This window comes from Streptomyces sp. NPDC020780, assembly GCF_044334475.1.
In the GTDB taxonomy this organism is placed as follows: domain Bacteria; phylum Actinomycetota; class Actinomycetes; order Streptomycetales; family Streptomycetaceae; genus Streptomyces.
This window is the reverse complement of sequence record NZ_JBIRTB010000007.1, coordinates 205003-230209: the sequence shown is the minus strand read 5'-3', so window position 1 is coordinate 230209 and position 25207 is coordinate 205003. Positions and strand designations below refer to the sequence as shown.

Here is a 25207-nt window from a genome sequence, read left to right as displayed (position 1 = left end):
CGCCCCGTCCGATTCGCTGCGCGAAACCCCTTATTTCATGTAGGCAGGCAGGCTCACGGGCAGGACGAACCGGAATTCGGCGCCGCCGCCGGGCCCCCTGTCCACGGTGATCGTGCCACCGTGCGCCTCGACGATGCCCTTGACGATGTACAGACCCAGGCCGGTCCCGCCACGCTTGCTCCCCCGCCAGAAGCGGGTGAAGACGCGGCCCATCGACTCCTCCGGGATGCCGGGACCTTCGTCGCTCACGGTGACCGCCGTTCCACTCTCGTCGCTCGTGCCCGGTGCGGGCGCGGGGGCGATCTCGATCGTGACGGTTCCCTCGCCGTGGCGCACCGCGTTTTCCAGCAGGTTGCCCAGGACCTGGTCGACCTTGTCCGGGTCGGCCCAGAGCTCGGGCAGGGGCTGCCGGGTGCGGACGAGGAAGCGGTCGGGGGCCTGGCCGACGGCGGTCAGTGCCTGGATGTGGCGCTCGACCGCGGCGGAGACGTCCACGGGCTGGCGCCGCAGCTCCAGCCGCCCGGAGTCGATGCGGGAGATGTCGAGCAGTTCGGCGATCAGCCGGTTGACCCGGTTGGCGTCGGCGTCGACGGTCTCCAGCATGAGCCGCTTCTGGTCGTCGGTGAACCTCTCCCACTTGGCCAGCAGCGTCGCGGTGAACCCCTTGACGGAGGTCAGCGGGGAGCGCAGCTCGTGGGCGACGGTGGCGATCAGCTCGGCATGGCTGCGTTCGGTACGGCGGCGGGCCTCGGTGCCCCGCAGGGAGACGACGAGCCGGCGGACCGGCCCGGTCGGGGTGTCGCGTACGTACCGTGCGGAGACGAGGACCTCGCGGCCGCCGGGGAGCAGCAGATTGCGCTCGGGCTGGCCGACGCGGGTGGCGAGTCCGCCGTACGGGTCGGTCACGGCCCACCAGCGCCTGCCCTTGAGGTCCTCCAGGGGCAGTGCCTGTTCCAGGGAGCGGCCGAGGGCCGCGGCGCGGGGCGTGGCGGTGATCCTGGCGGCGGCGGCGTTGAAGCAGACGACCCGGCCGTTCTCGTCCGCGACGACGAGCCCGTCGGGCAGGTCGTCCGGGCCGATGCCCGTCGCCGTGTCGCCGGCGTCCTGTTCCTCGCCGTCCCCGTCGGTGATGGCACGCACGGCCGCCGTGTGTGTGTGACCCGGCGTGCTCGTGCTGACAGCCATGTTCCCGTACCCCACCTCTCGAACCGGCGCAGTGGGCCCCCGAGTTCGTCACCCTACTAGGGCCTGTTGCGAAAGTGGAGTTGTCGGACTGGACGTGCCCTGCGGCAGGTACCGTTTCAGGTCAGGCCCTGGAGGGCCGCTGCCCCTGGGGACTGTCAGTTGCAATCGGGAGGCTGCGCAGTGTCAGCGCAGCCGGCGGGGGTAGCGCTTTGTTGGCCGGGTCGGTGCGGAACGACTGGAGCAGATAGGCCACCAGGCGCCGGGACGCTGCACCATCATCGGGTAGGGCGGTCACCAGACCGCAGTGTGCCAACAGGACCACGGCGAGGTCGGAAGGGTGAAAATCGGCCCGCAGCGCGCCCGACGCCTGGGCCCTGCGTACCAGGGTCGTGACGTCCCGCTCGGCTCGTTGCCGGGACTGCGCGTGTTCCGACGTGCTTTCCGGGAAGGCCGCGACGAACGCGGCCGGGAACCCGCGTTCCTCCCGTTGCAGAGCGAAGACCGTCTCGACCAGTTGCTGGAAGCCTTGCCACGGGTCAGGGGCGGCCAGAGCCTCGGTGAGCGCCCGCGCGCAGGTCTCCATCTGCTGCGCGAACGCGCCTCTCACCAAGGCTTCCCGGGTCGGAAAGTGCCGGTACAGCGTCGCCACGCCGACCCCGGCCCGTCGGGCCACGGTCGCCATCGGGGCGTCGATCCCGTGCTCCGCAAAGACCGCACGGGCGGCGACGAGGACGCGCTCCCGGTTGCGCCGGGCGTCCGCCCGCACCCCGTCCCGGGCTGTGATCCGAGAGGATTCCGCCATCACTGTCTCTCGCTTCCGGTCCAAGCGGACGATTGCGTCCACTTAAGAGCTTACGGTCGGTGCCAGATCCCTTTACGGCCCCCGGCGACAAAGGCAGAACGATGAACGACCGTATGATGAAGGCAGTGCTCTACGACCGCTATGGCGGCCCCGATGTGCTCTACACGGGCCGCGTACCACGCCCCGAGCCGACCCCCGGCGAGGTCCTTGTGAAGGTGCGTGCGTTCAGCGTCAACGGCGGCGAACTGGCAGCGCGTGCCGGCCGTCTCCGCCTCCTGAGCGGCCGGAAATTCCCCAAGCGCGTCGGCTTGGACTTCACCGGCGAGGTCACCGCGCTGGGGGCCGGAGTCACCCGGTTCGCGGCCGGCGACCGCGTATGGGGGGTCTTGGGCCGCACATCCGGGTCCGGCAGCGCCGCCGAGTACGTGACCGTGCCCGTCGAGCGGGTCGGCCGGCTCCCCGACGGCCTTGACCTGGTGGACGCCGCCGCGCTGCCGGTGGCCACCACGGCCATCACCGCGCTGCGGGACAAAGCTGGGCTGCGCCCCGGCGAACGGCTCCTCGTCCGGGGCGCGGCGGGCGGTGTCGGCAACGCCGCCGTCCAGCTCGGACGGGCGTACGGCGCAGAGGTCACGGCCCTGGCTCGTGCAGCCAACCTCGACTTCGTCCGTGGGCTCGGCGCGCACAGGGCCGTCGACCACCGGACCGTGCGGCCGGCGGAACTGGGCCGCTTCGACGTGGTCCTGGACACCGTGGGGACCGACCTGCGGGCCTTCCGGCGCCTACTGAATCCGGGCGGGCGCATGGTCACCATCGCCTTCGACCTGAAACGGCCTGCGGCGTCGCTCGGCTACCTCGCGGCCAGCACGGTCCACGGACACGGCCGGGCGCGTTTCTTCAGCGGCAACCCCACGCGGGCGGACTTCGACGACCTGGCCCGGCATGTGGTCGAGGGGAAGCTGAGCCCGGCGGTGGACACGGTCTTCCCCCTGGAGGAGACAGCGGCGGCACACCGGGCGCTGGAGGCGGGCGGCGTCCAGGGCAAGTACGTGGTCAGGGTCGCGTAGGACGTCTGTGAAGGTGCTGGTCACAGCCATTCGTTGATGGCAGCGATGAGGACGGTCGCCCTGTAGCGGGACGTCCCGCCATGGAACTCCGGTCCGGACACCAAACCGTATGCCTCAGCTGCCGCCGAGGCCAGACGGGTGGCCGCCCCGTCCTGGCGCCCTTCGGCAACAACGGCTCCAGCACCGCCCACTGCTCGTTCGTAAGATCTCCCCGACCCATGAACGGTGATCATTCACAGCCCAAGATCCACTTTCGATACACGGCCTAAGGGCTGTCCCGCAATCTCCGGCGGGCGCGCGACGACAGCTACGGCACCTCGCAGCGTTGTCGGAACGTCCACATACATCCAGTATGCGGACGTCCCTCCGCCTTGCGATGCACCGCATCTGACGCCGCACGCTGATCCACCGGGAATTGCGGGACAGCCCTTAGGCGTCGCCCGGCGAGCGACACCCTGCGGGCGCGCCCCGGCCCGTGTGGCCGGTACCGGCCGGAGGGGTTCCGTCACGGGGGCGGCTCGGAGCCGGTCGGCCGGCCTGCGACCGCCGGTCAGAGGTCGGCCGACCGGCTCTCAGGCGGTGTGACGCGGGCGCTGGGCCCGTGCGGAGGCGTACAGGCACACGGCGGCGGCGGTGGCGAGGTTGAGGCTTTCCGCCTTGCCGTGGATCGGGACCCGGACCACGGCGTCGGCCAGCGCCCGGGTCTCCTCCGGCAGTCCCCAGGCCTCGTTGCCGAAGACCCAGGCGGTGGGTCCTCCCATGGTGCCCGCGTCGAGCTCGTCGTCGAGGTCGTCGTCGCCCGCGCCGTCGGCCGCGAGGATGCGCACGCCGGCGGTGCGCAGTCCTCGTACGGCCTGCTCGACGGGTACGCCGACGGCCACCGGGAGGTGGAAGAGCGAACCCACGGAGGCGCGTACCGACTTGGGGTTGTAGAGGTCGACGGAGGCGTCGGTGAGCACGACGGCGTCCGCGCCGGCGGCGTCCGCGCAGCGCAGCACCGTGCCGGCGTTCCCGGGGTCTCGTACGTGGGCGAGGACGGCGACCAGGGTGGGCTTCGCGGCGAGGATGTCCTCGAAGGGCGAGTCCAGGAAACGGCAGACACCGATCAGGCCCTGCGGGGTGACCGTCTGCGAGACCTCGGCCAGCACGTCGGCGTCGGCGAGGTGCACGCGGGCCCCCGCGGCACGGGCCGCGTCGACAATGGCGGTGTACCGCTCGGCCGCCTCGACGGTGGCGAAGAGCTCGGTGAGGGTGGGCTGCCCGTCGCTGCCCCGGTGGCCGGCGGCCTCCCGCACGGCCTGCGGCCCCTCGGCGATGAACCTGCGCTCCTTGCCGCGGAAGTTGCGCCGGGCCAGCCTGCGCGCGGCGGCGACACGCGGCGATCGCGCGGAGATCAGTTCGGGGGTGGCCATGGTCGGCGGCGAGCCTCTCTGCGTAACTCTGATTCTCTGCGTACGTTGATCCGCGTACGGCTGACTACGCACGTACGCGGCGACGTCGTGCAACGCACCGGACCCGCAGACGGCGCGCGCCTGCGGGTCCGGCTCGGAACGCTGGAAGTCCTGCCTGGATCAGGCGGCCTTCGGGGCGTTGACGTCACTCGGGAGGGCCTTCTGGGCGACCTCGACGAGCGCGGCGAACGCGTTGGCGTCGTTGACCGCGAGCTCGGCCAGGATCTTACGGTCCACCTCGATGTTGGCGGCCTTCAGACCCTGGATGAGGCGGTTGTACGTCATGCCGTTCTGGCGGGCGGCCGCGTTGATGCGCTGGATCCAGAGCTGACGGAAGTCGCCCTTGCGCTTCTTGCGGTCGTTGTAGTTGTAGACCAGGGAGTGGGTGACCTGCTCCTTGGCCTTGCGGTACAGGCGCGAGCGCTGACCGCGGTAACCGCTGGCGGCCTCGAGGATCGCCCGGCGCTTCTTGTGGGCGTTTACTGCCCGCTTGACGCGTGCCACTTTTAACTCCTTACAGCGGGGTCGTGGTCGGACTCACACGACCCGGAAACGAATGGGGCCCGGCCTGGTCGAGGGCGCGCCTCCGGGGTCACCGGAGGCCGCGTCCTCACTTGCCGAGAAGCTTCTTGATCTTCTTGGCGTCGGCCGGAGCCACGACGGTCGTACCGGTCAGCGAGCGGGTCTTCTTGGACGACTTGTGCTCGAGCAGGTGGCGCTTGCCGGCCTTCTCGCGAAGCACCTTGCCGGATCCAGTGATCTTGAAGCGCTTGCTGGCACCGCTGTGCGTCTTGTTCTTCGGCATCGCGCCGTTATCTCCTCGTCGGTGGCGCCCCTCGCGGTGCGGGCACCGGACTGCAGGGGCGTCAGATCTTTGGGTGGTTCCCGAGGGACCCGGGGGCGCCTGGATGGCAGCCCCCGGAGATCACGCCTCGGAAGGTGTTTCGGCCGGAGCCTCGGCGGCCTCGGCGGGAGCCTGGGCAGCGTCCCCGTGGGACTCGGCGTCGTGGGTGGAACCCTGACGCTCCGCCTTGCGGGCGGCCTGGGCCTCGCGGGCCTCGGCCATGGCTTCGGTCTTCTTCTTGTGCGGGCCCAGAACCATGATCATGTTCCGGCCGTCCTGCTTCGGGCTGGACTCGATGAAGCCCAGCTCCTCGACGTCCGAAGCGAGACGCTGGAGCAGTCGGAAGCCCAGCTCGGGACGGGACTGCTCACGACCGCGGAACATGATCGTGATCTTGACCTTGTCCCCCTGCTTGAGGAACCGGACGACGTGACCCTTCTTGGTGTCGTAGTCGTGCGGGTCGATCTTCGGCCGGAGCTTCATTTCCTTGATGACCGTGTGCGCCTGGTTCTTGCGCGCCTCACGGGCCTTCATGGCCGACTCGTACTTGAACTTCCCGTAGTCCATGAGCTTGCACACGGGGGGACGGGCTGTCGCCGCCACCTCGACCAGGTCGAGGTCGTACTCCTGTGCGAGCTCCAGGGCCTTGGCAAGCGGAACAATCCCGACCTGCTCGCCGCTGGGACCGACAAGTCGCACCTCGGGAACGCGAATCCGGTCGTTGATGCGGGGCTCGGCGCTGATGGATCCTCCTCGGTAGCACCACGCGACCGCCTGGCGGACAGCCGCGTAACGTCTGTTTGTGTAGGGACCAACCGAGCCGGGAGACGAAAAATGCCCCGGACGGGACACAGGCGGGGCTCCTGGAAATACCGGAACACCGTCGCGTGCAACCGCGGGGCGCATCGGGCGGCTCCATCGTCCGTACGGAACGATGGTCGCCACCTGACCGGTGACCCGCCGTCCCGGAGGACGGTCAGGTGGGAGATCGGAGCCTCCACTTGTGGGCCGAGCACATAGGTGTCCGGCCGGTCGTTACACAAGGTTAGCAGCCTGCCCGCGCGGGCGCTAATCCCCCTCCCTCACCGGCTCCCGCGGGAGGGACGCGGGCGGCCTGGCCTTATCGTGTGGGGCATGAGTGACGCGCCCACCCCCAGCACCGAGAACCCCGGCTTCGACGACATGGCCCGCGACATCGCGGAGGTTCCCGCGGTCGAGGTGATCGTGACCGTCGCGGTCAACCTGATGAGCGCGGCAGCCGTGAAGCTCGGACTGACCGAGGAGGGCGAGCAGCACAAGGACCTCGACGAGGCCCGCAAGCTGGTCCAGGCCCTGGCGGGGCTGCTCGACGCGAGCGCCACGGAGATCAGCACCTTCCACGCCTCTCCCCTGCGCGACGGCCTGAAGTCGCTCCAGCTGGCCTTCCGCGAGGCGTCGCTCGTGCCCGACGAGCCGGGTCAGGGCCCCGGTGAGAAGTACACGGGCCCCGTGTACGGCTAGGACGCGTTTCCGAAGGAGCGCCGTCCGCCCGAAGGGCACTCCCGGCCGCGTCCGGTGCGCGGATCCGGGGGGCGGGGGGCCGACCCGGTACCGCACAGGGAACGGGGCGGCTCCGGCAACGCGGCGCGTCTGCGTGCCGGGCGTCGCCGGGGCAGACGGGACGTCCGCGACATGCCCTGGCCGTCGGCAGATCCTCGGCGAGTGGCCCGCCGCCTGGCGTCAGGCGGCGGGCCCTCCTGCGTCAGCGGCTGAACAGCGGCTCGCCCGGGGCCTCCGCGCCGGCCGGCAGCAGGGCCAGATCGATGCCCCGCACCAGCCGGGCCCGCAGCACCTCACTGGACGACAGTGCCTCGGCGACCCGCCGGGCGGCGTCGGCCGGCACCGCGTCCGGGGCGAGGACCAGGGCGACCGTGGCGTCGGCCCGACCGGGGCCCAGGTGGGCCCGGACCACCGCGGGTTCGGCGGCGACCACCTCCCGCACGGCCTCGACGACCGCCGGGTCGTCGAGCGGGTCCGCGCTGGCGCGGTTCTCCGCCAGGGCCAGCAGCGCCGGGCCGGTCAGCTCGAACGACACAGGACCCGCCAGATCGAGCACCACGGTGTCCGCCTTCTCGTGGGCTGCCGCCTGCAGCGCCTGGTGCAGGGGTACGGCGACGGGGCGGGCCTGGGGGTCCCAGAGGGCCAGCGAGGCGGTGGAGGTGAAGGCGGGCAGTGCGCGCCGGTCTCCTGCCTGGAGGGTCGGTACGGCCATGTCGCTGGTCTTCTCGCGGCGCAGTCCGTTCTCGTCCTCCTCCACCTCGCCGAGGACGGCGACGACGGGGACGAGTAGCCGGGCCCCGCGGAGCGCCGCCAGGACGGGGCCCACGGCTGTGCGGTCCACCGCCCAGGAGGCGAGGGCCGCCGTCAGCTCGGGAGCGGCCGTGCCGTCGTCGTCGGAGAAACCGGGGTCCGGAATGTTCTTGAGCGCCACACGACGAGCGTAGTGGGTCGTTTCTCCCGACCGGGCGGGAGGTCGGGCGGGAGGTCGGGCACCCCCAGCGACCGGCTCCGCCGCGTGACCGGCCGCTCCGAGGTCGCCGGGTGACCAGGGACGGCCGGGGGTGGGCGGTCCCGGGACCGGGGAGGCTCGGTGCACCGGGGACGGGCGGCCCGGGAGCCGGGGAGCCGGGGAGCCGGGGAACCCTTAGCCCGGTGGGTGGTCCGGCGGCTCCCTGGCCCCATGCCCCCCTGGCCCCATGCCCCCCTGGCCCCCTGGCCCGGTGCCTTCCTGGCCCGGTGCCGTGGTCCGCTGACCGGGGTGGTCCGGTGGTTGGCCCGGTGTCCGCTGACCGGGGCGGTCCGGCCGGTATGCGGGTGGCCCGGTGTCCGGAGGCCGGTAAGCGGGTGGTCCGGCCGCCGCCGGCCCGTAACCGGGTAGCCCCGGGGACCGGGTGGTGGGGTGGTCCGGCAGGCGGGTGGTCCGCTGACCGGGCAGCACGGCAGGCGGTGCGGTGACCGGGCACCCGGTGGCCGGGCGGGTCAGCGGCGTGCGGCGATGCCCGGGGCGGAGGCGCCGTTCCCGCGCCGGGGACCGCTCGTGCCGCGCCACAGCACCACGGCCGCGGCCAGCAGGAGCCCACCGAGCCCTCCGGCCGTCGGGGCCGGCCAGCCGGCCGGGCGCTCCTCCTCCGGCTCCGGGGCCGGGCCCGGGCCGAAGTACTGCTTCCCGTAGCCGGCGGCGGACGTGGCGCTCAGGTCGCCGGGCCGCAGCTTCGCCCCGGTCTCGATCGCCGCCGCGGGGTCCACCAGCCCGTAGCCCCGGGCGTCGTCGCGTCCGCCGGCGGGCGAGTCGCGTGCGGTGTCGGCGAGGAGCGTCTTGATCTGGGCGGGCGACAGCCCGGGGTGCGCCGCGCGTACGAGGGCGACGGCACCCGAGACGAACGCCGAGGCGGCGGAGGTGCCCCACTCGATGTAGTAGTGCCGGTCGGGGTTGGCGACCACGATGTCGACGCCCGGCGCGCTGACCGTGGCGTACCACCGGCGGGTGGAGAAGGCGGCGTGCGTGCCGTACTTGTCGACGGCCGCGACGGCGATCACCCCCGGGTAGGCGGCGGGATAGGAGACGTGGTCGCCCTTGTCCCCGCTGTTGCCGGCGGAGGCGACGACCGAGACGCCCTTGCTCAGGGCGTACTGGACGGCGGCGTCCTCGCCGGGTTCCGGGTGGGCCGACTTGCTGTCGTCTCCGAGGGAGAGGTTGATGACGTCGGCACCCTGGTCGGTGGCCCAGCGGATACCGTCGGCGAGGGCGGTGCCGCGCGACGTGCGGGCCCGGGCGCGGGAGGGGTCGTTGGACTCGAGGATCACCCGGACGGGGAGGATCTTCGCTCCCGGGGCGACACCGAGCACCCCCGCCTCGCGGCCGGGGCCGCTGCCGTGGCCCGCGATGATGCCGGCCATGGCGGTGCCGTGCAGGGCCCAGGAGCGGTCGCCCTGCCCGGCGCCGAAGCCGATGAGGTCCTTGCCGGGGAGTACCTGGCCCGCGAGATCGGGGTGACTGCCGTCCACGCCGGTGTCCAGCACGGCGACGGTCATGCCCTCGCCCCGGGTGGTCTGCCAGGCCCGGTCCGTGTGCACCGCCTCCAGGCCCCACTGCTGGTCCCGTATGGCGTCGGCATGGGCCGGCAGGGCGGGGAGCAGCGTGAACGCGGTGGCCGCGGCCAGGGCGGTGACGGCGCGAAGCCGCCGGGCGCGGGTCATTCCGGCTTCTCCGTGAGGTCGCTGACGGTCCTGCGCAGCGCGCGCTCCACCCGGTCCGCCACGCCCTTCGCCTCGTGGCCGAGTCCGGCCTGTGCCGGGGCTGTCGTGGCACCGTCCGCCATCGCCTCGACGGCGGGCTGGGGTTCGGGTACGGGCCGGCCGTCGGCGAAGCCGGAGACGGAGAGGACGACGACGGGTACCTCGGTCAGAACGTGGACGGTCCAGCTGGCGCGCTGCCGGTCACCGAACTCCGCGGCGGCGGTGCCCTTCGCCGGGTAGGCGCGGGGCATCAGGTCGGACCGCCGGTCGAGGTGCTGCCGGGTGAAGCGGGCGCTGAGAGCGGTCATCGCCTCGGTGTCCGCCTCGGTGAAGACCAGGCCCACGGTGGTGACGCTGCTGCGGGTGGCGTCGGTGTAGGTGGCCCGCACCAGGCGTTCGCAGCCCACCGGCCGCAGCGTCTTCAGGAGCAAGGGGTCCAGGCCTGCGGCGCAGTCGCTGTCGGCGGCCACGGCGATCCGGGTCCAGACGCGGTCGGCGGCGCCCGGCCCCGCTCCGTCGCCCTTGAGGGTGCGGGGGAAGAGGGTGTCGACGGGGACGCTGTGCCAGGCGGAGCGGCCCACGGTGTACGCGCTACGGGTTCCGGGATCGGCCGCGGAATCACCGGTGAGCCAGCTGCCGGTGACGGCTCCGCCGATCAGGCCGAGGCCGAGCACGAGGCAGGCCGCGGCGGCAGCGGTACGGGCGCGGTGCCGGGTCCTGACGGGGCGCAGCCGGGTGGTGGTCTCGGCGGGCGTCTCGGCGTACCCGTAGTACGCGCCGGCCGGCGCGGGAGTCGCGCCGGGACGCGGAGTGAGGTCGACCGCGCCGACGGGCCGGCGCCGGGTGGCGGCGGGCGGCGGCACGGTCGGGGTGCCGGGACGGGCCTGGGGTACGGGGGCGCCGCCGCGGTGGCCCACGGGCGGCTCGGAGGCGCCGTGGTCGGCGGGGGGCGCGGGGGCTCCGTGGCGCACGAGGGGCGTCACGGCGCGCAGGCGCGTGGTCGTCTCCACGGGCAGGGCCGCCAGGGGTGGGGAGGCCGGTGGCGGGGGCGCGAGGGGCGCGTACGGCACGGCCGGGGAAGCCGGCGCCTGAGGCGACGCGGCCGGTGGTCGGCGGCCCGCGGGGGGTGGGACCGGTGGCCGCGCCGCCGCGCCTGCCGATCCGGACGGGCCGACCACCGGACCCGACGGTTCAGCCGTCTCGGCCCGTCCTGTGGCCGGCGGCGTGGAGCCGGTCGCCGTGTGGTGCGCGGGGCCCGTGCCGGTTACCGCCTGCGGCGAGGCCGGTGGCGGAGCGGGCCGGGACGGTGGCCGGTGCCCCGCGCCGGATGGGGCCGGCGGCCGGGACGTCGCGCGGGGTGGGACCGGTGGACCGGCCGCAGGTTCCACCCGGCCCGCCACCTGCGTCGTGGGGCCCGGCGCCGGGTCCCCCGCGGGGCCGGTGCCGGGCGCGGCCTGCCGCGCGGGCTCTGTTCCCGGACCGGGGGCGGTGGGCGGCCGGGGCGGCACGGGAGCGCGCTGCGCTTCGGTACTCATCCGGCCCCCTGGTCACACGTCCCCGTACCTCCCGTGGATCACCGTTCCGGACAGGTCCTCCGGTCATCCGCGTGCCGTCACTCTACGGGGTGCAGCCCGCCCGGGGGGAACGGGACGGCGGCCCCGGGGGATCTGCACCGAACGTCCCCCTACCCAGGAGTAGGACCGTCTGGCAAGCTGCCGCCATGACCGCCCGCGCCGCCGACCGGGCCCGCTACGACCGGGCCACCGCCCATCTCGACGCCCCCGTGGCCGTCGTGGACCTGGAGGCCTTCGACGCCAACGCCGACGACCTGGTGCGCCGGGCGGCCGGGAAGCCGGTCCGGGTGGCGAGCAAGTCGGTGCGCTGCCGCGCCCTGCTGGAGCGGGTGGTCGCGCGCCCCGGGTTCGCCGGGATCATGTCGTTCACCCTCGCCGAGTCGCTGTGGCTGGCCCGGGCCGGCTTCGACGACGTCCTGCTCGCCTATCCGTCGGCCGACCGGGCCGCGTACGCCGAGCTCGCGGCCGACCCGAGACTGGCTGCGGCCGTGACCGTGATGGTGGACGACCCCGCGCAGCTGGAACTGATCGACGCGTCACGGGCCGGCGGGACCGAGGAGATCCGGGTCTGCCTGGAACTGGACACCTCGCTGCGGCTGCTGGGCGGCCGGGTCAGGGTCGGCGCCTTGCGCTCCCCCCTGCGCTCACCAGCCCAACTGGCCGGCCTGGCCCGTTCGGTGGGCCGCAGGCCGGGCTTCCGGCTGGTGGGGCTGATGGCGTACGAGGGTCATGTGGCCGGGGTCGGTGACGCGGTGGCGGGCCGGCCGCTGCGGTCACGGGGGATCCGGCTGATGCAGTCGGCGGCCCGCAGGGAGCTGGTGGCCCGGCGGGCCGAGGTCGTACGGGCGGTGCGGGCGGTGGCGCCCGACCTGGAGTTCGTGAACGGCGGCGGCACCGGCAGTGTGCAGCAGACCGCCGCCGAGGACGCGGTGACGGAGATCGCGGCCGGGTCGGGGCTGTACGTACCGCGGCTGTTCGACAACTACACGTCGTTCACCGGCCGGCCGGCCGCGCTGTTCGCCCAGCCCGTGGTCCGGCGCCCGGGCGTGGGTGTGGTGACGGTGCTGGGCGGCGGCTATCCGGCGTCCGGGGCGCCCGGCAAGGACCGGCTCCCGGTCCCGTACCTGCCCGAGGGGCTGCGCTACGACGCGATGGAGGGCCCCGGGGAAGTGCAGACGCCGTTGCTGGGCGCGCCGGCCGACGACCTGCTGATCGGGGACAAGGTGTGGTTCCGGCACGCCAAGGCCGGTGAGCTGTGCGAGCGTTTCGGAGAGCTGCAGCTGATCGAGGGCGACCGGATCACGGCGACCGTACCGACGTACCGGGGCGAGGGCCGTACGTTCCTGTAGAGACACGTCCTGCCCTCCGCCCGGCAGCAGGGAAGGACGCCCGCCCAGCACCGCGAGGCCGGTGACGGCGGCGAGCGCCAGGGCGGCCTCGGTGACCGCGAGCACCGTCGTCGTACGGCCCGGGGCACGGCGCCCGGGTACGCCGGCGGCGTGCGGAACGGGCGGCTGCGGCTGCGGGACTTCGGACGGCCTGGAGTATCCGCTCCGGGCCGACCCGTCCCCCCGGCGCTCGGTGCCGTGCGTGTCCGGGTACCGGCCGGGCGGTGTCGCGTCGCTCATGCCGCCCACCGCAGGGAGCGGTCCTACAGAGGGGTCACGTACGCCCCCGAGATACCGCCGTCGACCAGGAAGTCCGTGGCGTTGACGAACGAGGAGTCGTCGCTCGCCAGGAAGGCGACCGCGGCCGCGATCTCCGTCGGCTCGGCGAACCGGCCGAGGGGGATGTGCACGAGCCTGCGGGCCGCCCGCTCCGGGTCCTTGGCGAACAGCTCCTGGAGCAGCGGGGTGTTGACCGGCCCCGGGCACAGGGCGTTGACCCGGATGCCCTCGCGGGCGAACTGCACGCCGAGTTCGCGGGACATGGCCAGCACGCCGCCCTTGGACGCGGTGTACGAGATCTGTGAGGTGGCCGCGCCCATCCGGGCCACGAACGACGCGGTGTTGATGATGGAGCCGCGCCCCTGCCGTCGCATGTACGGCAGCGCGGCCTTGCAGCAGAGGTAGACGGAGGTGAGGTTGACGTCCTGGACGCGCTTCCATGCCTCGAGTCCGGTGGTGAGGATGGAGTCGTCCTCGGGTGGTGAGATGCCGGCGTTGTTGAAGGCGATGTCGACGGAGCCGTAGGTGGCGTGGGCGGCTGCGAACAGGGCCTCGACCTGGTCGGGTTCGGTGACGTCGACGTGTACGAAGGTGCCGCCCACCTCGTCCGCCGTGGCGGCGCCCGCCCGGTCGTCGATGTCGCCGCAGACGACGTGGGCTCCTTCCGAGGCGAGTCTGCGGGCGGTGGCGAGGCCGATGCCGCTGCCCGCGCCGGTGATGACGGCGGTGCGGCCGGTCAGGCGGCGGCAGATGTTCCCCGTGTCGGTGGTCATGGCGTCAGGCCTCCGTGCCGATGAAGACGTTCTTGGTTTCGGTGAAGGCCGCGAGGGCGTCGGGCCCCAGTTCGCGGCCGAGCCCGGACTGCTTGCAGCCGCCGAACGGGGTCCAGTACCGGACGGCGGAGTGGGAGTTGACCGACAGGTTCCCGGCGCGGACCGCCTGGGCGACCCGCAGGGCGCGGCCCACGTCACGGGTCCAGAGCGAGCCGGCCAGGCCGTACTCGGTGGCGTTGGCCAGCCGGACGGCGTCGGCCTCGTCCTCGAAGGGCAGGACGACGGCGACCGGGCCGAAGACCTCCTCGGTGGCGACGGGCGCGTCCGGGGCCACGTCGGTGAGGACGGTCGGCGGGAACCAGAAGCCCGGCCCGTCGGGCGCGGTACCCCGGATCCCGGCGGCGCCGGCGGGGACGTACGCGCGGACCCGGTCCAGCTGGGTACGGGAGATCAGCGGGCCCATCTGCGTCTTCCCGTCACCGGGGTCACCGACGACGACCGAGGCGACGGCGGGGGCCAGGAGTTCCAGGAAGCGGTCGTACACCGGGCGCTGGACCAGGATGCGGGTGCGGGCGCAGCAGTCCTGGCCGGCGTTGTCCAGGAAGGACATAGGTGCGGCGGCCGCGGCGGCCTCGAGGTCGGCGTCGGCGAAGACGATGTTGGGGCTCTTGCCCCCGAGTTCGAGGGTCAGCCGCTTCACCTGGCCGGCGCACCTGGTCATGATCTGCTTGCCGACGCGGGTGGACCCGGTGAAGACGATCTTGGCGACCCCGGGGTGTTCGACCAGGGCGGCGCCCGCCACGTCCCCCGCGCCCGGGAGCACCTGGAAGAGGTGCTCGGGCAGGCCCGCGTCGAGGGCGAGGCGGGCCAGCTCCAGTGCGGTGAGGGGGGTGGTCTCGGCCGGCTTGAGGAGGACGGCGTTCCCGGCGGCCAGCGCGGGGGCGGTGCCCCAGGCGGCGATCGGCAGGGGGAAGTTCCAGGGGGCGATCACGCCGACGACGCCGAGCGGTTCCAGGAGGGTGAGGTCGATGCCGCCCGGTACGGGAATCTGACGCCCCGTCAAGCGTTCCACTCCCCCGGCCGCGTAGTCGAGCAGGTCCCGGACGTTGGCCGCCTCCCAGCGGGCGTTGGCGAGGGTGTGGCCCGCCTCGGTGACCTCCAGCCGGGCCAGCCGTTCGGCGTGTTCGTCGACGAGGACGGCGAAGCGGCGCAGCAGCCGGGCCCGGTCGGCGGGGGCCAGGGCCGCCCAGGTGCGCTGGGCGGCGGTGGCGCGGGTGACGGCGGCGGCGACCTCCGCGGCGGTGGTGGCGGGTACGGTGGCGACGAGTTCCTCGGTCGCCGGGTTCAGGACGCGGTGTTCGTGGGTCACGGAGTGGGTCACTGGGTGGGTCACGGGGTGCCTCACAGGCGCTCGAAGGAGCGGCGGAGCTCCCAGTCGGTCACCGCGGCGTCGAAGGCCTCCAGTTCGACGCGGGCCATGTTGCGGTAGTGGGCGACGACCTCGTCGCCGAAGGCCTCGCGTGCCACCTCGCTGTTCTCCCAGAGTCCGGCGGCTTCACGGAGCGTGGTGGGGACCCGGTCGTATCCGGCGGTGTAGGCGTTGCCCTCGCACGCCTCGGGCAGCGCCAGTTCGTGCTCGATGCCGTGGAGTCCGGCGGCGACGAGGCCGGCGACCGCGAGGTACGGGTTGACGTCCCCGCCGGGCAGCCGGTTCTCGAAGCGCATCGAGCGACCGTGGCCCACGACCCGCAGCGCACAGGTGCGGTTGTCGTGGCCCCAGGCGACGGCGGTCGGGGCGAAGGAGCCCGGCTGGAAACGCTTGTAGGAGTTGATGTTCGGCGCGTAGAGCAGGGAGAAGTCGCGCAGGGCGGCGAGCTGGCCGGCGAGGAAGTGCCGCATCAGGGGGGACATCGTGCCGTCCGCGCCCGCCATGACGCTCTGTCCGCCGGTGTCGCGGAGGGAGAGGTGGATGTGGCAGGAGTTGCCCTCGCGCTCGTTGAACTTGGCCATGAAGGTGAGGGAGACGCCCTCCTGGGCGGCGATCTCCTTGGATCCGGTCTTGTAGACGGCGTGCTGGTCGCAGGTGACGAGCGCCTCGTCGTAGCGGAAGACGATCTCGTGCTGTCCCGGGTTGCACTCGCCCTTGGCGGACTCGACGGTGAGGCCGGCGGCCGCCATCTCGTTGCGGATGCGGCGCAGGAGCGGCTCGACGCGGCCGGTGCCGAGGACGGAGTAGTCGATGTTGTACTGGTTGGCCGGGGTGAGCCCGCGGTAGTTGCGGTCCCACGCCTGCTCGTAGGTGTCCTTGAAGACGATGAACTCCAGCTCGGTGCCGACGTGGGCGGTCAGCCCGTGCGCGGCGAGCCGCTCCAGCTGCCGCCGGAGGATCTGGCGGGGCGCGGCGACCACCGGCGAGCCGTCCTCCCAGGCGAGGTCGGCCATGACCAGAGCCGTCCCGTCGTGCCACGGGATCCGGCGCAGGGTCGTGAGGTCCGCGCGCATCGCGAAGTCGCCGTAGCCGTCGGACCAGGAGGACATGGCGAACCCGTCGACGGTGTTCATGTCCGTGTCGACGGCGAGCAGGTAGTTGCAGCCCTCCGTGCCGTGTTCGAGCACTTCGTCCAGGAAGAAGGACGCCGCGAACCGCTTGCCCTGCAGGCGGCCCTGCATGTCGGGGAAGGCCAGCACGACGGTGTCGATCTCACCGCGCTCCACGAGCACGCGTAACTCGTCGGTCCCCAGCGGGGCTGTTCGGTCTGCCACGGGATGCTCCTCGTTCGGTCAGCCGGTCTAAGGTATGGGAGAAAACCATTGGGGGGAAGGGAATCGGGACGTGGCGGAAGAGAGCGGGGAGCCCGGGTTCCCCGGCGCCTTGCTGCCGGCGCTGCGGCCGGTCCGCGCGGGCAACGGCTTCGAGGAGGCGCTGGAGCAGATCCTGCAGGTGGTCCGGCTCGGGCTGGTGCCCGCGGGCGGACGGCTGCCGGCCGAACGCGAACTGGCCACGCTCCTCGGGATCAGCCGGGTGACCCTGCGCGAGGTGCTGAAGGTGCTCCAGGACCAGAAGGTCGTGGAGGCCAGACGCGGCCGGTACGGGGGTACGTTCGTACTCCCCCGCGCCCACCCGGCCGACGACGGCGAGCTGCGCCGCCGGGTGGCGGACACCGGCATCGAGGACGTGCTGCTGTTCCGCGAGGTACTGGAGACGGGCGCGGCAGGGCTGTGCGCGTCGCGCGGCCTCGACGACGAGGGGGCGGAGCGGCTGCGGACGGCTCTGGCGGCGACGCACGAGGCACCTCTGCCCGACTACCGCAGGATCGACACCCTCTTCCACCTGACGCTCGCCGAACTCTCCGGCTCGCCCTCCCTCGCCGCCCGGTACGCGGCGGTCCGGGCGACCGTCAACGACCTCCTGGACTGCATCCCCCTGCTGGTGCGCAACCTGGAGCACTCGCAGCATCAGCACACCGCGCTCGTCGGGGCGGTGTTCGACGGGGACGAGGAGGCGGCCCGGGCGGTGATGCGCGAGCACTGTGCGGGAACGGCCGCGCTGCTCCGGGGCTTCCTGGCTTGAACCCGCTCTTCCGGATCACCGCTCTTGCGCTGCGGCTCGGTACGAACAAAGGTATGGCGCAACACCATTGCACCGGGCCGGCCCGCAGACCGGCCGCCGGAGGGACCGCACCATGCACGAACCGCTCATCGGCGTCACGACCTATCTGGAGCCGGCGGCTCGCTGGGGCGTCTGGGAACTCCCGGCGGCGGTGCTCCCCTCCGCGTACCCGCGACTGGTCCAGCGCTCGGGCGGCCTGGCCGCCCTCCTGCCGCCGGACGCCCCGGAGCGCGCCGCGGACGTGGTGGCCCGGCTCGACGGGCTCGTCATCGCGGGCGGGGCGGACGTCGATCCCGGGCTGTACGGCGCCGAGCGCGACTTCCGGACCGGCCCGCCCGCGCACGAGCGCGACACCTGGGAGGTGGCCCTGCTCCGCGCGGCGAGGGAGTCGGGTACCCCGGTACTCGGCATCTGCCGCGGCATGCAGCTCCTCAACGTGGCGCTGGGCGGCACCCTGATCCAGCACCTGGACGGCCACGCGGGCCCGTTCGGCAAGGCGGGGGTCCTCGGCGAGCACAGCGTCACGCCGGTCCCGGGCACGCTGTACGCCTCGCTGGTGCCCGGGGAGGCGTCCGTACCGACCTACCACCACCAGGCCGTGGACCGGCTCGCGCCGGGGCTGGTGGTGTCCGCGCACGCGGCGGACGGCACGGTGGAGGCGATCGAACTGCCGGGCTCCCCGTGGGTGCTGGGCGTGCAGTGGCACCCGGAGATGGGTGACGACCTGCGGATCACGCGGGCGCTGGTGGAAGCGGCCCGCGCCCGCGCCGGGGTGGCCTGACGGCCCTTGGCGGGTGCGGGACTCGTCGGCCGGTGTGGCCGGCGGGGCCCGCGCGGACACCGGCCGCTGAGCGCCCACGGCCCTGCGGGCGTCCGGCGGCTCAGCCGCGTGCCGGGTTCGGGGGACGGGCGGTCAGGGACAGCAGGTCGCGGGCCGGGCCGGCCGGGCGGTGCCCGGCGGGCCAGACGGCGCGCAGTTCGCGCCGCAGCCGGACGCCCTCGACCGGGATCTCGACCAGGCGCCGGGCGGAGAGTTCTTCGCCGAGGGCCAGTTCGCTCAGGACGCAGGGGCCCGCCCCGCTCTCCGCCGCGCCCTTGACGGCGGTCGTCGAGGAGAGTTCGAGCAAGGGGCGCGCCAGTCCGCCGTGCACCGCGAGCGCGGCGTCGAGGACCTGACGGGTGCCCGAGCCGTGCTCGCGCAGGACGAGGGGGCTCGCGGCGAGCTCTCCCGGCATCAGCCGGGTCCTGCGGCGGGCCCACGGGTGGGAGGGGGCCACCACGACGACGAGCCGGTCGTGCGCGACGACGGTGCCGTCGAGCCCCTCCGGTACGGACAGGCCCTCGACGAACCCCAGGTCGGCCTCGCCCGCGAGCAGCCGCCGGGCGACGTCCGAGGAGTTCCCGGCGAGCAGGGACACGGCCGTGTCCGGACGACCCGCGCGCAGGGCGATCAGCCAGCCCGGCATCAGGTACTCCGCGATGGTCATGCTGGCCGCCACCCGCAGCCGGGAGTCGCGGCGGTCACGGAGCGCCTGGGCTCCCGCGTCGAAGGCTTCGGCGGCCTCGACGACCTTGCGCGCCCAGTCGGTGACGAGAGCCCCCGCGTGGGTGAGCCGTGAGCCGCGCGGCGAACGGTCCAGGAGCGCGACACCGAGTTGCCGTTCCATCGACCGGATGCGACTGGAAGCGGCGGGCTGGGTGATGCCCACCTCCCGCCCGGCGCGGCCCAGGCTACCGTGCCGGGCGACCGACAGCAGGAGGACCATGGCGCCCAGATCCGGCACCCGGTGCTGCAGCGCGGACAGGGACACGTCGGAGGGAGGGACCGGCCCGTCGGCGGGCGCGTCGGCAGGCGGAACCGGCACGTCGGCGGGCGGGACCGAGGGATCGGCGGGCGGGACCGAGGGGGACATAAAACCAGCTTATGACCTCATAGGTCCGGGCTCCCTGGTGGGCCCCGGCCCTCCCCCAGAGAATCGTGGCATGGTCATCTTTCCGCAGACCCGGACCCCCACTCCCGCCCTTGCGGACCCCGCTCCCCCAAAAACCGCTCTCCCGGACGCCGTCCTCCGGCTCCCCACCCTGCGGCACATCGGCCCCAACTGGTACGCGACCGTCATGGGCACCGCGATCGTGGCCACCGCCGGGGCGGCTCTGCCCGTCCACGTACCGGGGCTGCGCGGTGCCTGCCTCGCCGTCTGGGCCCTGTCCGCCGGGCTGCTCGCCGTCGTCCTCGCCGCCCGCGCCGGCCACTGGATCCTCCACCCCGGCCAGGCCCGCGCCCACCTGCTGGATCCCACCGTCGCCCCCTTCTACGGCTGCCTCTCCATGGCGCTGCTCGCCGTCGGCGCGGGCACCCTGACCGTCGGGCGGGATGCCATCGGGCGCCCGGCGGCCGTGGCCGTGGACGCGGTCCTGTTCACCGTGGGCACCGTGGCGGGCCTGGCCGCCGCCGTGGTCGTCCCGTACCTCATGGTCGTACGCCACCGGCCGGCGCGCGGCACCGCCTCCCCGGTCTGGCTGCTCCCCCTGGTCGCACCCATGGTCTCGGCCGCCGTCGGCCCCCTGCTGGTGCCCGAGCTGCCGCCCGGCCAGGGGCGCGGGGCGCTTCTGCTGGCCTGCTACGCCATGTTCGGACTGTCGCTGCTGGCGACTCTCGTGGTGCTCCCGCTCGTCTTCGCCCGGCTGGTGCACGAGGGCCCGCTGCCGCTCGCGCTGACCCCGGCGCTGTTCCTGGTACTCGGCCCGCTCGGCCAGTCCACGACCGCCGTCGGCCAGCTCGCCGACGCGGCGCCCGGCGCGGTCGGCGCCCCGTACGCCCCTGCCTTCAGCGCGTTCGCCGTGCTGTACGGAGTGCCGGTCATGGGGTTCGCGCTGCTGTGGCTGGCCCTGTCCGCGGCCATGGTGGTGCGCGCGGTCCGGCGCGGGATGCCGTTCACGATGACGTGGTGGGGGTTCACCTTCCCGGTCGGTACGTGTGTCACCGGGGCGGCGGGCCTGGCCCGGCACACCGGGGTGCCCGCCTTCACCTGGCTCGCGGTGGCGCTCTACGCGCTGCTGGTGACCGCGTGGGCCGTCGCCGGCGCACGGACGCTGGGCGGCCTGTTCAGCGGGGCACTGCTCGCGGGGCCCCGGCCGGTGCCGGTCCGCACGTGAGGGGACAGCCGCCGTCACAAGCCGTGCGCCGACCCGTACCGGGGGCGTGCCGGGTGCACGTACGGGCGGCCGGTCAGCGGCGTGTGTCGTACGTGGCGTCGATGTGCTCGGCCACCGAGACGACCAGCAACCGGGTCCCCGGGACCGTCGTCCGCCACCGGTGCCTGACCCCGCCGGAGAGGAAGAGCGTGTCGCCCTTCCCCAGCCGGTGGGCCTGCCCCTCGGCCTCGACCTCGACGGCCCCCTCGGCGACGTACATCAGCTCGTCGTTGCGGTGCTGGAACTCGCGCCCGAGGTCCTGCTCGCCCACGAATTCCAAGGCGCTGAGCTGGTGGCGTCCGCGCACCAGCCGCCGTGCGCCGTCGGCCTCGTCCGCCCGCACGACGTCCACGGCACGCGCCGAGTCGGCCGCCGCCCGCAGTCGCTCGGTCGTGGTCTCCAGCGCCTGGGCCACCCGGTCCAGGGACCGGGGGCTGGGTCTGGCCCGTTCGTTCTCGATCTGGCTGAGGAAGGGTACGGACAGGCCGCTGCGCCCGGCCACCGCGGCCAGGGTCAGTCCGAGGGTCCTGCGGCGGCGGCGAACCGCCGCACCCACTCGAAGGGCTTCCTTGTCGTCCATGTCCGGCTCCCTCCCCGGTTCGCCATCCTCCCGGTTGCCAGCACCCTACGCATGTCGTTCGCGGGATGGCGCGGAAGTGACGGGACGGGAAACCGCCCGGGGTTCCTCCGACCAGCCTGAAGGGGACGGCTCCGGTTCGCTACCGGGGCCGCCCCCTTCATCGTGCAGGCGTTCGGATCAGACGCGGGCGATCAGCTGCCGACGGGCGCCAGCTCGTCCACCACGTCCGGGTTGGCGTCCATCCAGTGACGGGCGGATTCCTTCTCCTTGCCCGCGCCGCCCTTCTGGATCTCCACCTCGAGCGAGGCCAGCTGCGCCTCACTGAGCTTGAAGTCCTTGAGCCAGCCGGTGAGCTCCGGGAAGTCCTGGGCGAAGTCCTTCTTGGCCACCGTGTGGATCTGCTCGCCCTCGCCCCAGGCACCCTTGGGGTCCTTGAGCTTCTTCAGGTCGTGCTTGCCGTAGGCCCAGTGCGGCGACCACAGGGTCACCACGACCGGCTCCTTCTTCTTGATCGACCGGTTCAGCTCGGCGAGCATCGAGGAGGTGCTGGAGGAGACGACCTTGTACTCGCCCTCCAGGCCGTACGCCTTGAGCACCTTCTCGTTGAGGGTGCCCATCATCCCGGCGCTCGACTCGATGCCGATGATCTTGCCGTTGAACTTCTTCCCCTGGCCCTTGAGGTCCGCCAGCGAGTCGATCCCCTTGACGTACGAGGGAACCGTCAGCTCCAGCGAGGTCGGCCCGTACCACGAACCGAGATCGGTGAGGTTGTCCTTGTACCGGTTCCAGTAGTCCTTGTGCGTCGTGGGCAGCCAGGAGTCGAACTGGACGTCCATCTGCCCCTGCGCGAGGCCGGTGTAGAGCGGGCCCGGGTCGAGCTGCTTGACGGTGGTCCGGTAGCCCCGGTCCTCCAGCACGTTCTGCCAGAGGTACGTCGAGGCGATGGCCTCGTCCCACGGGAAGTACCCCATGTTGACCGTCTTGCCCGCGTCCTTGCCCTGCTGCGTGCCGCCGGCCCCGCCGGGGACCGGAGCCAGCTTGTCGACGAGCCCGGGGTTCGCCTTCAGCCAGGCGCGTACGCCGTCCTGCTCCTTGCCCTGGCCGGCTTCCTGGATCGTGTTCTCCAGGCCGGTCAGCTGCTTCTCGGTGAGCTTGAAGTCCTTCAGCCAGCCGGCGACGGCGGGGGCCTTCCCGGCGAAACCCTTGTGGGCGACCGTGTGGATCTGCTCGCCCTTGCCCCAGGCGCCCTTGGGGTCCTTGAGCTTCTTCAGGTCGTGCTTGCCGTAGGCCCAGTGCGGCGACCACAGGGTCACCACGACCGGCTCCTTCTTCTTGATGGAGGCGTTCAGCTCGGCGAGCATCGAGGAGGTGCTGGAGGAGACGACCTTGTACTCGCCCTCCAGGCCGTACGCCTTGAGCACCTTCTCGTTGAGGGTGCCCATCATCCCGGCGCTCGACTCGATGCCGATGATCTTGCCGTTGAACTTCTTCCCCTGGCCCTTGAGGTCCGCCAGCGAGTCGATCCCCTTGACGTACGAGGGAACCGTCAGCTCCAGCGAGGTCGGCCCGTACCACGAACCGAGATCGTCCAGCTGGTCGCTGTACTTGTCCCAGTAGTCCTTGTGCGTGGTGGGCAGCCAGGAGTCCGTCTGGAAGTCGATGTCCCCGCGGGCGACGCCGGAGTAGAGCGGACCGGCGTCGAGCTGGGTGATACCGGTCTCGTAGCCTCGCTGCTCCAGGATCTCCTTCCACAGGAACGTGGAGGCGATGCCTTCGTCCCAGGGGATGTAGCCCAGGTTGATCTTCTGGCCCTTGCCGACGTTCCCGTCGGCGGCCTGGGTGCCCTTCGCGGCGCTGCCGTCGGAGCCGGCCATGTTGAGGCCGCCAGCGACGAGCGCCAGGACGACGACACCGATCATGGCGACGGCGGTCCCCGGCTTGTAGTGCGCGAACTTCATGCGGCGCGCGCCCGCGGCGGCCTTGGCGGCAGCGCGGCGGCCGAGCGGGGAGACCCGTTCGTTGAGCGCGCCGGTCATCCGGTCCAGGTACATGGCGAGGATGACGACGGCGATCCCGCTCTCGGCGGCGAGGCCGACCTGGAGCTGGGTGATCGCGGCGTAGACCTTCTCGCCGAGGCCGCCGGCCCCGGCCATTCCGCCGATGACGACCATCGACAGGGCCAGCATGATGACCTGGTTGATTCCGGCCATGATCGTCGGCAGGGCGAGCGGCAGCTGCACCCGGGTCAGGGTGTCCCTGGGCGTGGTGCCGAACGCTTCGGCGGCCTCGACCAGTTCACCGTCGACCTGGCGGATGCCGAGCTCGGTCATCCGGACGCCGGGCGGCATCGCGAAGACGATGGTGGCGATCACACCGGGGGTGACACCGACGCCGAAGAACATGACGCCGGGGATCAGGTAGACGAACGCCGGCATCGTCTGCATGACGTCGAGCACCGGCCGCAGCGTGGCGCTGACCTTGTTGTTGCGGGCGGCCCAGACACCCGTGGGCACCGCGATCACGATCGTGATGACCGCCGCCACGACGACCAGCGACAGCGTGGCCATCGCCTCGTCCCAGAGGGCGAGCGAGTCGATGAGGGCGAAGCCCACGAAGGTGAGGACGGCCGGCACCACGCCGCGCAGCCAGAACGCGAGGACGGCGAAGATGGCCGCCATGAGCAGCGGCTCACCGCTCCCGAGCACCGCGTCGACACCGTCGTACATGCCGCCGAGGACGGTCTTGACGGCGTCGAAGATCCAGGAAAGGTTCGACTGGAGCCAGTCGACCGCGTTCTCGACCCCTGCGCCGAAGGAGAACCTAGGCACCGGCCTTCACCGCCCTGACGTCACGCCGGGCGGGCACGACGTCCTCGACCTGCGGTTCCTCGCCGAGTGCGGCGAGGAGCCGGGCGCGGGGTACGACCCCGATGACGCCGCCGTCCGCGTCCGTGACGGCGACGGCGACCCCGCTGGTGGAGCAGGGGGTGAAGAGTTCGGCGACGGGGGTCTCCGCGGACACCGTCGCGGGGGCGTCGGCCAGCAGATCCTTGTCGGAGCGGCCCTCCTCGGGCGCCTCCATGATCGAACCGGCGGTCAGCACCCGGGAGCGGTCGACGTCCTGGATGAACGACGCCACGTAGTCGTCGGACGGCCGGACGAGGATGTCCTCGGCGGTGCCCTGCTGCACGATCTCGCCGTCCCGCATCACGGCGATGCGGTCGCCGAGGCGCATGGCCTCGTTGAGGTCGTGGGTGATGAAGACGATGGTCTTCTTCAGCCGCTTCTGCAGTTCGAGGAGTTGGTCCTGCATGTCGCGGCGGATCAGCGGGTCGAGCGCGCTGAAGGACTCGTCCATCAGCAGCAGGTCGGCGTCGGTGGCGAGCGCGCGGGCCAGGCCCACGCGCTGCTGCATACCGCCGGACAGCTCGTCGGGCCAGGACTTCTCCCACCCGGCCAGACCGGTCAGCTGGAGCGCCTCGGCGGCGCGCTGCTCGCGTTCGGCGCGCGGCACCCCCTGCACCTCCAGGCCGTACCCGGCGTTCTCCAGGACGCTGCGGTGGGGGAAGAGCGCGAAGTGCTGGAAGACCATGCTGATCTTGGACGAGCGGACACCGCGCAGTTCCCGGGCGCTGAGCGCCGTCAGGTCCTGCCCGTCGAACAGCACCCGCCCGGCGGTCGGCTCCAGGAGACCGTTGAGCATCCGCAGCAGGGTGGACTTCCCGGATCCGGAGAGCCCCATGACGACGAATATCTGCCCCGGCTCCACGGTGAACGAGGCGTCGATCACCGCTGCGGTCGTTCCGTCGGCGCGCAGCTCGTCACGGTGGGTACCGTTCTCGAGTTTCCGCACGGCTTGATCGGGTCGTCTGCCGAACACCTTGTACAAGTGCTCCGCTTGCAGCCTTGACACATACACCTCACGCGTTGAACCGAAAACGGTCTGCCACCCCCGTCGGCAGACCGTGGAGCGGGCGGATTCGGCCCGCAGAGCACGCATCCGTCGAGAAATGGGCGTGGTCCGCTCCGTTGGCGCGCCTGCCCCGGCTTACGCAACCCAAACAGATGTGTGACCCAGTTCACTCGAACGGGGATACCCGCGCCGGGAACCGTCGCCCCGGAACGACGGGCGTCCGGGGCCGTGACCCTCAGTGACGTGCGGCATCATCGGGGGGTGAAGCGATG

22 protein-coding genes and 1 pseudogene are annotated in these 25207 nt (G+C 72.7%); 6 read left to right on the top strand and 17 right to left on the bottom strand.

Translation table 11 applies throughout. The annotated features are described in order from the left end of the window. Positions 1-30: 30 nt before the first annotated feature. Both ACH4VO_RS15690 and ACH4VO_RS15685 read right to left on the bottom strand, forming a co-directional pair. On the bottom strand, positions 31-1185 hold the full coding sequence (locus tag ACH4VO_RS15690; protein ID WP_360986171.1) for an ATP-binding protein: 1155 nt from the start codon (positions 1183-1185) through the stop codon (positions 31-33). Positions 1186-1306: 121 nt separating this feature from the next. After that, positions 1307-1987 carry a TetR/AcrR family transcriptional regulator gene (locus ACH4VO_RS15685; RefSeq protein ID WP_360986718.1) on the bottom strand — a complete coding sequence of 227 codons (681 nt, stop codon included), beginning with the start codon at positions 1985-1987 and terminating at the stop codon, positions 1307-1309. A 101-nt stretch (positions 1988-2088) separates the two neighbouring features. Here ACH4VO_RS15685 and ACH4VO_RS15680 point away from each other — a divergent pair, with 101 nt between their 5' ends. Further along, positions 2089-3054, top strand: a complete 966-nt coding sequence (locus ACH4VO_RS15680) for an NAD(P)-dependent alcohol dehydrogenase (protein WP_360986174.1) — start codon at positions 2089-2091, stop codon at positions 3052-3054. A gap of 66 nt (positions 3055-3120) precedes the next feature. On the opposite strand, the pseudogene ACH4VO_RS15675 reads toward ACH4VO_RS15680, so the two are convergent. From ACH4VO_RS15675 to infC, 5 genes and pseudogenes are all read right to left on the bottom strand, one after another. Then, a pseudogene (locus ACH4VO_RS15675) lies at positions 3121-3274 on the bottom strand (transposase); the annotation flags it as partial. 352 nt (positions 3275-3626) lie between these two features. Continuing rightward, a complete protein-coding gene (locus ACH4VO_RS15670) occupies positions 3627-4466 on the bottom strand; it encodes an RNA methyltransferase (protein ID WP_360986177.1) in 840 nt (279 codons plus the stop codon). 159 nt (positions 4467-4625) lie between these two features. Continuing rightward, positions 4626-5009, bottom strand: a complete 384-nt coding sequence (gene rplT, locus ACH4VO_RS15665; protein ID WP_003970214.1) for a 50S ribosomal protein L20 — start codon at positions 5007-5009, stop codon at positions 4626-4628. A 106-nt stretch (positions 5010-5115) separates the two neighbouring features. Continuing rightward, positions 5116-5310, bottom strand: a complete 195-nt coding sequence (rpmI, locus tag ACH4VO_RS15660; RefSeq protein WP_014044927.1) for a 50S ribosomal protein L35 — start codon at positions 5308-5310, stop codon at positions 5116-5118. Between the two features lie 120 nt (positions 5311-5430). Then, positions 5431-6093, bottom strand: coding sequence for a translation initiation factor IF-3 (gene infC, locus ACH4VO_RS15655; protein WP_360986721.1), 663 nt, complete (start codon positions 6091-6093; stop codon positions 5431-5433). A 390-nt stretch (positions 6094-6483) separates the two neighbouring features. Here infC and ACH4VO_RS15650 point away from each other — a divergent pair, with 390 nt between their 5' ends. Further along, positions 6484-6849: a DUF1844 domain-containing protein gene (locus ACH4VO_RS15650; protein WP_360986181.1), complete on the top strand. Its 366-nt coding sequence runs from the start codon at positions 6484-6486 to the stop codon at positions 6847-6849. A 241-nt stretch (positions 6850-7090) separates the two neighbouring features. On the opposite strand, the gene ACH4VO_RS15645 is transcribed toward ACH4VO_RS15650, so the two are convergent. From ACH4VO_RS15645 to ACH4VO_RS15635, 3 genes are all read right to left on the bottom strand, one after another. Then, positions 7091-7819, bottom strand: coding sequence for an SseB family protein (locus ACH4VO_RS15645; protein ID WP_360986184.1), 729 nt, complete (start codon positions 7817-7819; stop codon positions 7091-7093). 548 nt (positions 7820-8367) lie between these two features. Then, positions 8368-9585: a type VII secretion-associated serine protease mycosin gene (mycP, locus tag ACH4VO_RS15640; RefSeq protein WP_360986187.1), complete on the bottom strand. Its 1218-nt coding sequence runs from the start codon at positions 9583-9585 to the stop codon at positions 8368-8370. After that, positions 9582-10487, bottom strand: coding sequence for a hypothetical protein (locus ACH4VO_RS15635; protein WP_360986724.1), 906 nt, complete (start codon positions 10485-10487; stop codon positions 9582-9584). Before ACH4VO_RS15635 ends, mycP begins: the two co-directional genes overlap by 4 nt. A gap of 857 nt (positions 10488-11344) precedes the next feature. Between ACH4VO_RS15635 and ACH4VO_RS15630 the strand changes: the two genes are divergently transcribed. Continuing rightward, entirely contained in the window at positions 11345-12547 is a 1203-nt protein-coding gene (locus tag ACH4VO_RS15630; RefSeq protein WP_360986190.1) for an amino acid deaminase/aldolase, read from the top strand. A 302-nt stretch (positions 12548-12849) separates the two neighbouring features. On the opposite strand, the gene ACH4VO_RS15625 is transcribed toward ACH4VO_RS15630, so the two are convergent. From ACH4VO_RS15625 to ACH4VO_RS15615, 3 genes are read right to left on the bottom strand one after another with little or no spacing between them, the layout of a single operon-like run. Then, positions 12850-13638, bottom strand: coding sequence for a 3-oxoacyl-ACP reductase (locus tag ACH4VO_RS15625; RefSeq protein ID WP_360986193.1), 789 nt, complete (start codon positions 13636-13638; stop codon positions 12850-12852). A 4-nt stretch (positions 13639-13642) separates the two neighbouring features. Then, a complete protein-coding gene (locus ACH4VO_RS15620) occupies positions 13643-15007 on the bottom strand; it encodes an aldehyde dehydrogenase family protein (RefSeq protein ID WP_360986727.1) in 1365 nt (454 codons plus the stop codon). A gap of 32 nt (positions 15008-15039) precedes the next feature. Next, positions 15040-16401 carry a glutamine synthetase family protein gene (locus ACH4VO_RS15615; RefSeq protein ID WP_360986197.1) on the bottom strand — a complete coding sequence of 454 codons (1362 nt, stop codon included), beginning with the start codon at positions 16399-16401 and terminating at the stop codon, positions 15040-15042. A gap of 70 nt (positions 16402-16471) precedes the next feature. Here ACH4VO_RS15615 and ACH4VO_RS15610 point away from each other — a divergent pair, with 70 nt between their 5' ends. Both ACH4VO_RS15610 and ACH4VO_RS15605 read left to right on the top strand, forming a co-directional pair. Beyond that, on the top strand, positions 16472-17209 hold the full coding sequence (locus ACH4VO_RS15610) for an FCD domain-containing protein (RefSeq protein ID WP_360986200.1): 738 nt from the start codon (positions 16472-16474) through the stop codon (positions 17207-17209). Positions 17210-17321: 112 nt separating this feature from the next. Then, positions 17322-18029, top strand: a complete 708-nt coding sequence (locus ACH4VO_RS15605) for a gamma-glutamyl-gamma-aminobutyrate hydrolase family protein (RefSeq protein WP_360986203.1) — start codon at positions 17322-17324, stop codon at positions 18027-18029. A gap of 100 nt (positions 18030-18129) precedes the next feature. On the opposite strand, the gene ACH4VO_RS15600 is transcribed toward ACH4VO_RS15605, so the two are convergent. Further along, a complete protein-coding gene (locus tag ACH4VO_RS15600; protein WP_360986730.1) occupies positions 18130-19014 on the bottom strand; it encodes a LysR family transcriptional regulator in 885 nt (294 codons plus the stop codon). A 217-nt stretch (positions 19015-19231) separates the two neighbouring features. Between ACH4VO_RS15600 and ACH4VO_RS15595 the strand changes: the two genes are divergently transcribed. Then, positions 19232-20404, top strand: coding sequence for a TDT family transporter (locus ACH4VO_RS15595; RefSeq protein ID WP_360986207.1), 1173 nt, complete (start codon positions 19232-19234; stop codon positions 20402-20404). A gap of 73 nt (positions 20405-20477) precedes the next feature. On the opposite strand, the gene ACH4VO_RS15590 is transcribed toward ACH4VO_RS15595, so the two are convergent. The 3 genes from ACH4VO_RS15590 to ACH4VO_RS15580 form a co-directional block, all read right to left on the bottom strand. Continuing rightward, on the bottom strand, positions 20478-21023 hold the full coding sequence (locus ACH4VO_RS15590) for an XRE family transcriptional regulator (protein WP_360986210.1): 546 nt from the start codon (positions 21021-21023) through the stop codon (positions 20478-20480). Between the two features lie 191 nt (positions 21024-21214). Then, entirely contained in the window at positions 21215-23851 is a 2637-nt protein-coding gene (locus ACH4VO_RS15585) for an ABC transporter permease/substrate binding protein (RefSeq protein ID WP_360986213.1), read from the bottom strand. Then, positions 23844-24935, bottom strand: a complete 1092-nt coding sequence (locus tag ACH4VO_RS15580; RefSeq protein WP_360986216.1) for a glycine betaine/L-proline ABC transporter ATP-binding protein — start codon at positions 24933-24935, stop codon at positions 23844-23846. Before ACH4VO_RS15580 ends, ACH4VO_RS15585 begins: the two co-directional genes overlap by 8 nt. Between the last annotated feature and the right edge of the window lie 272 nt (positions 24936-25207).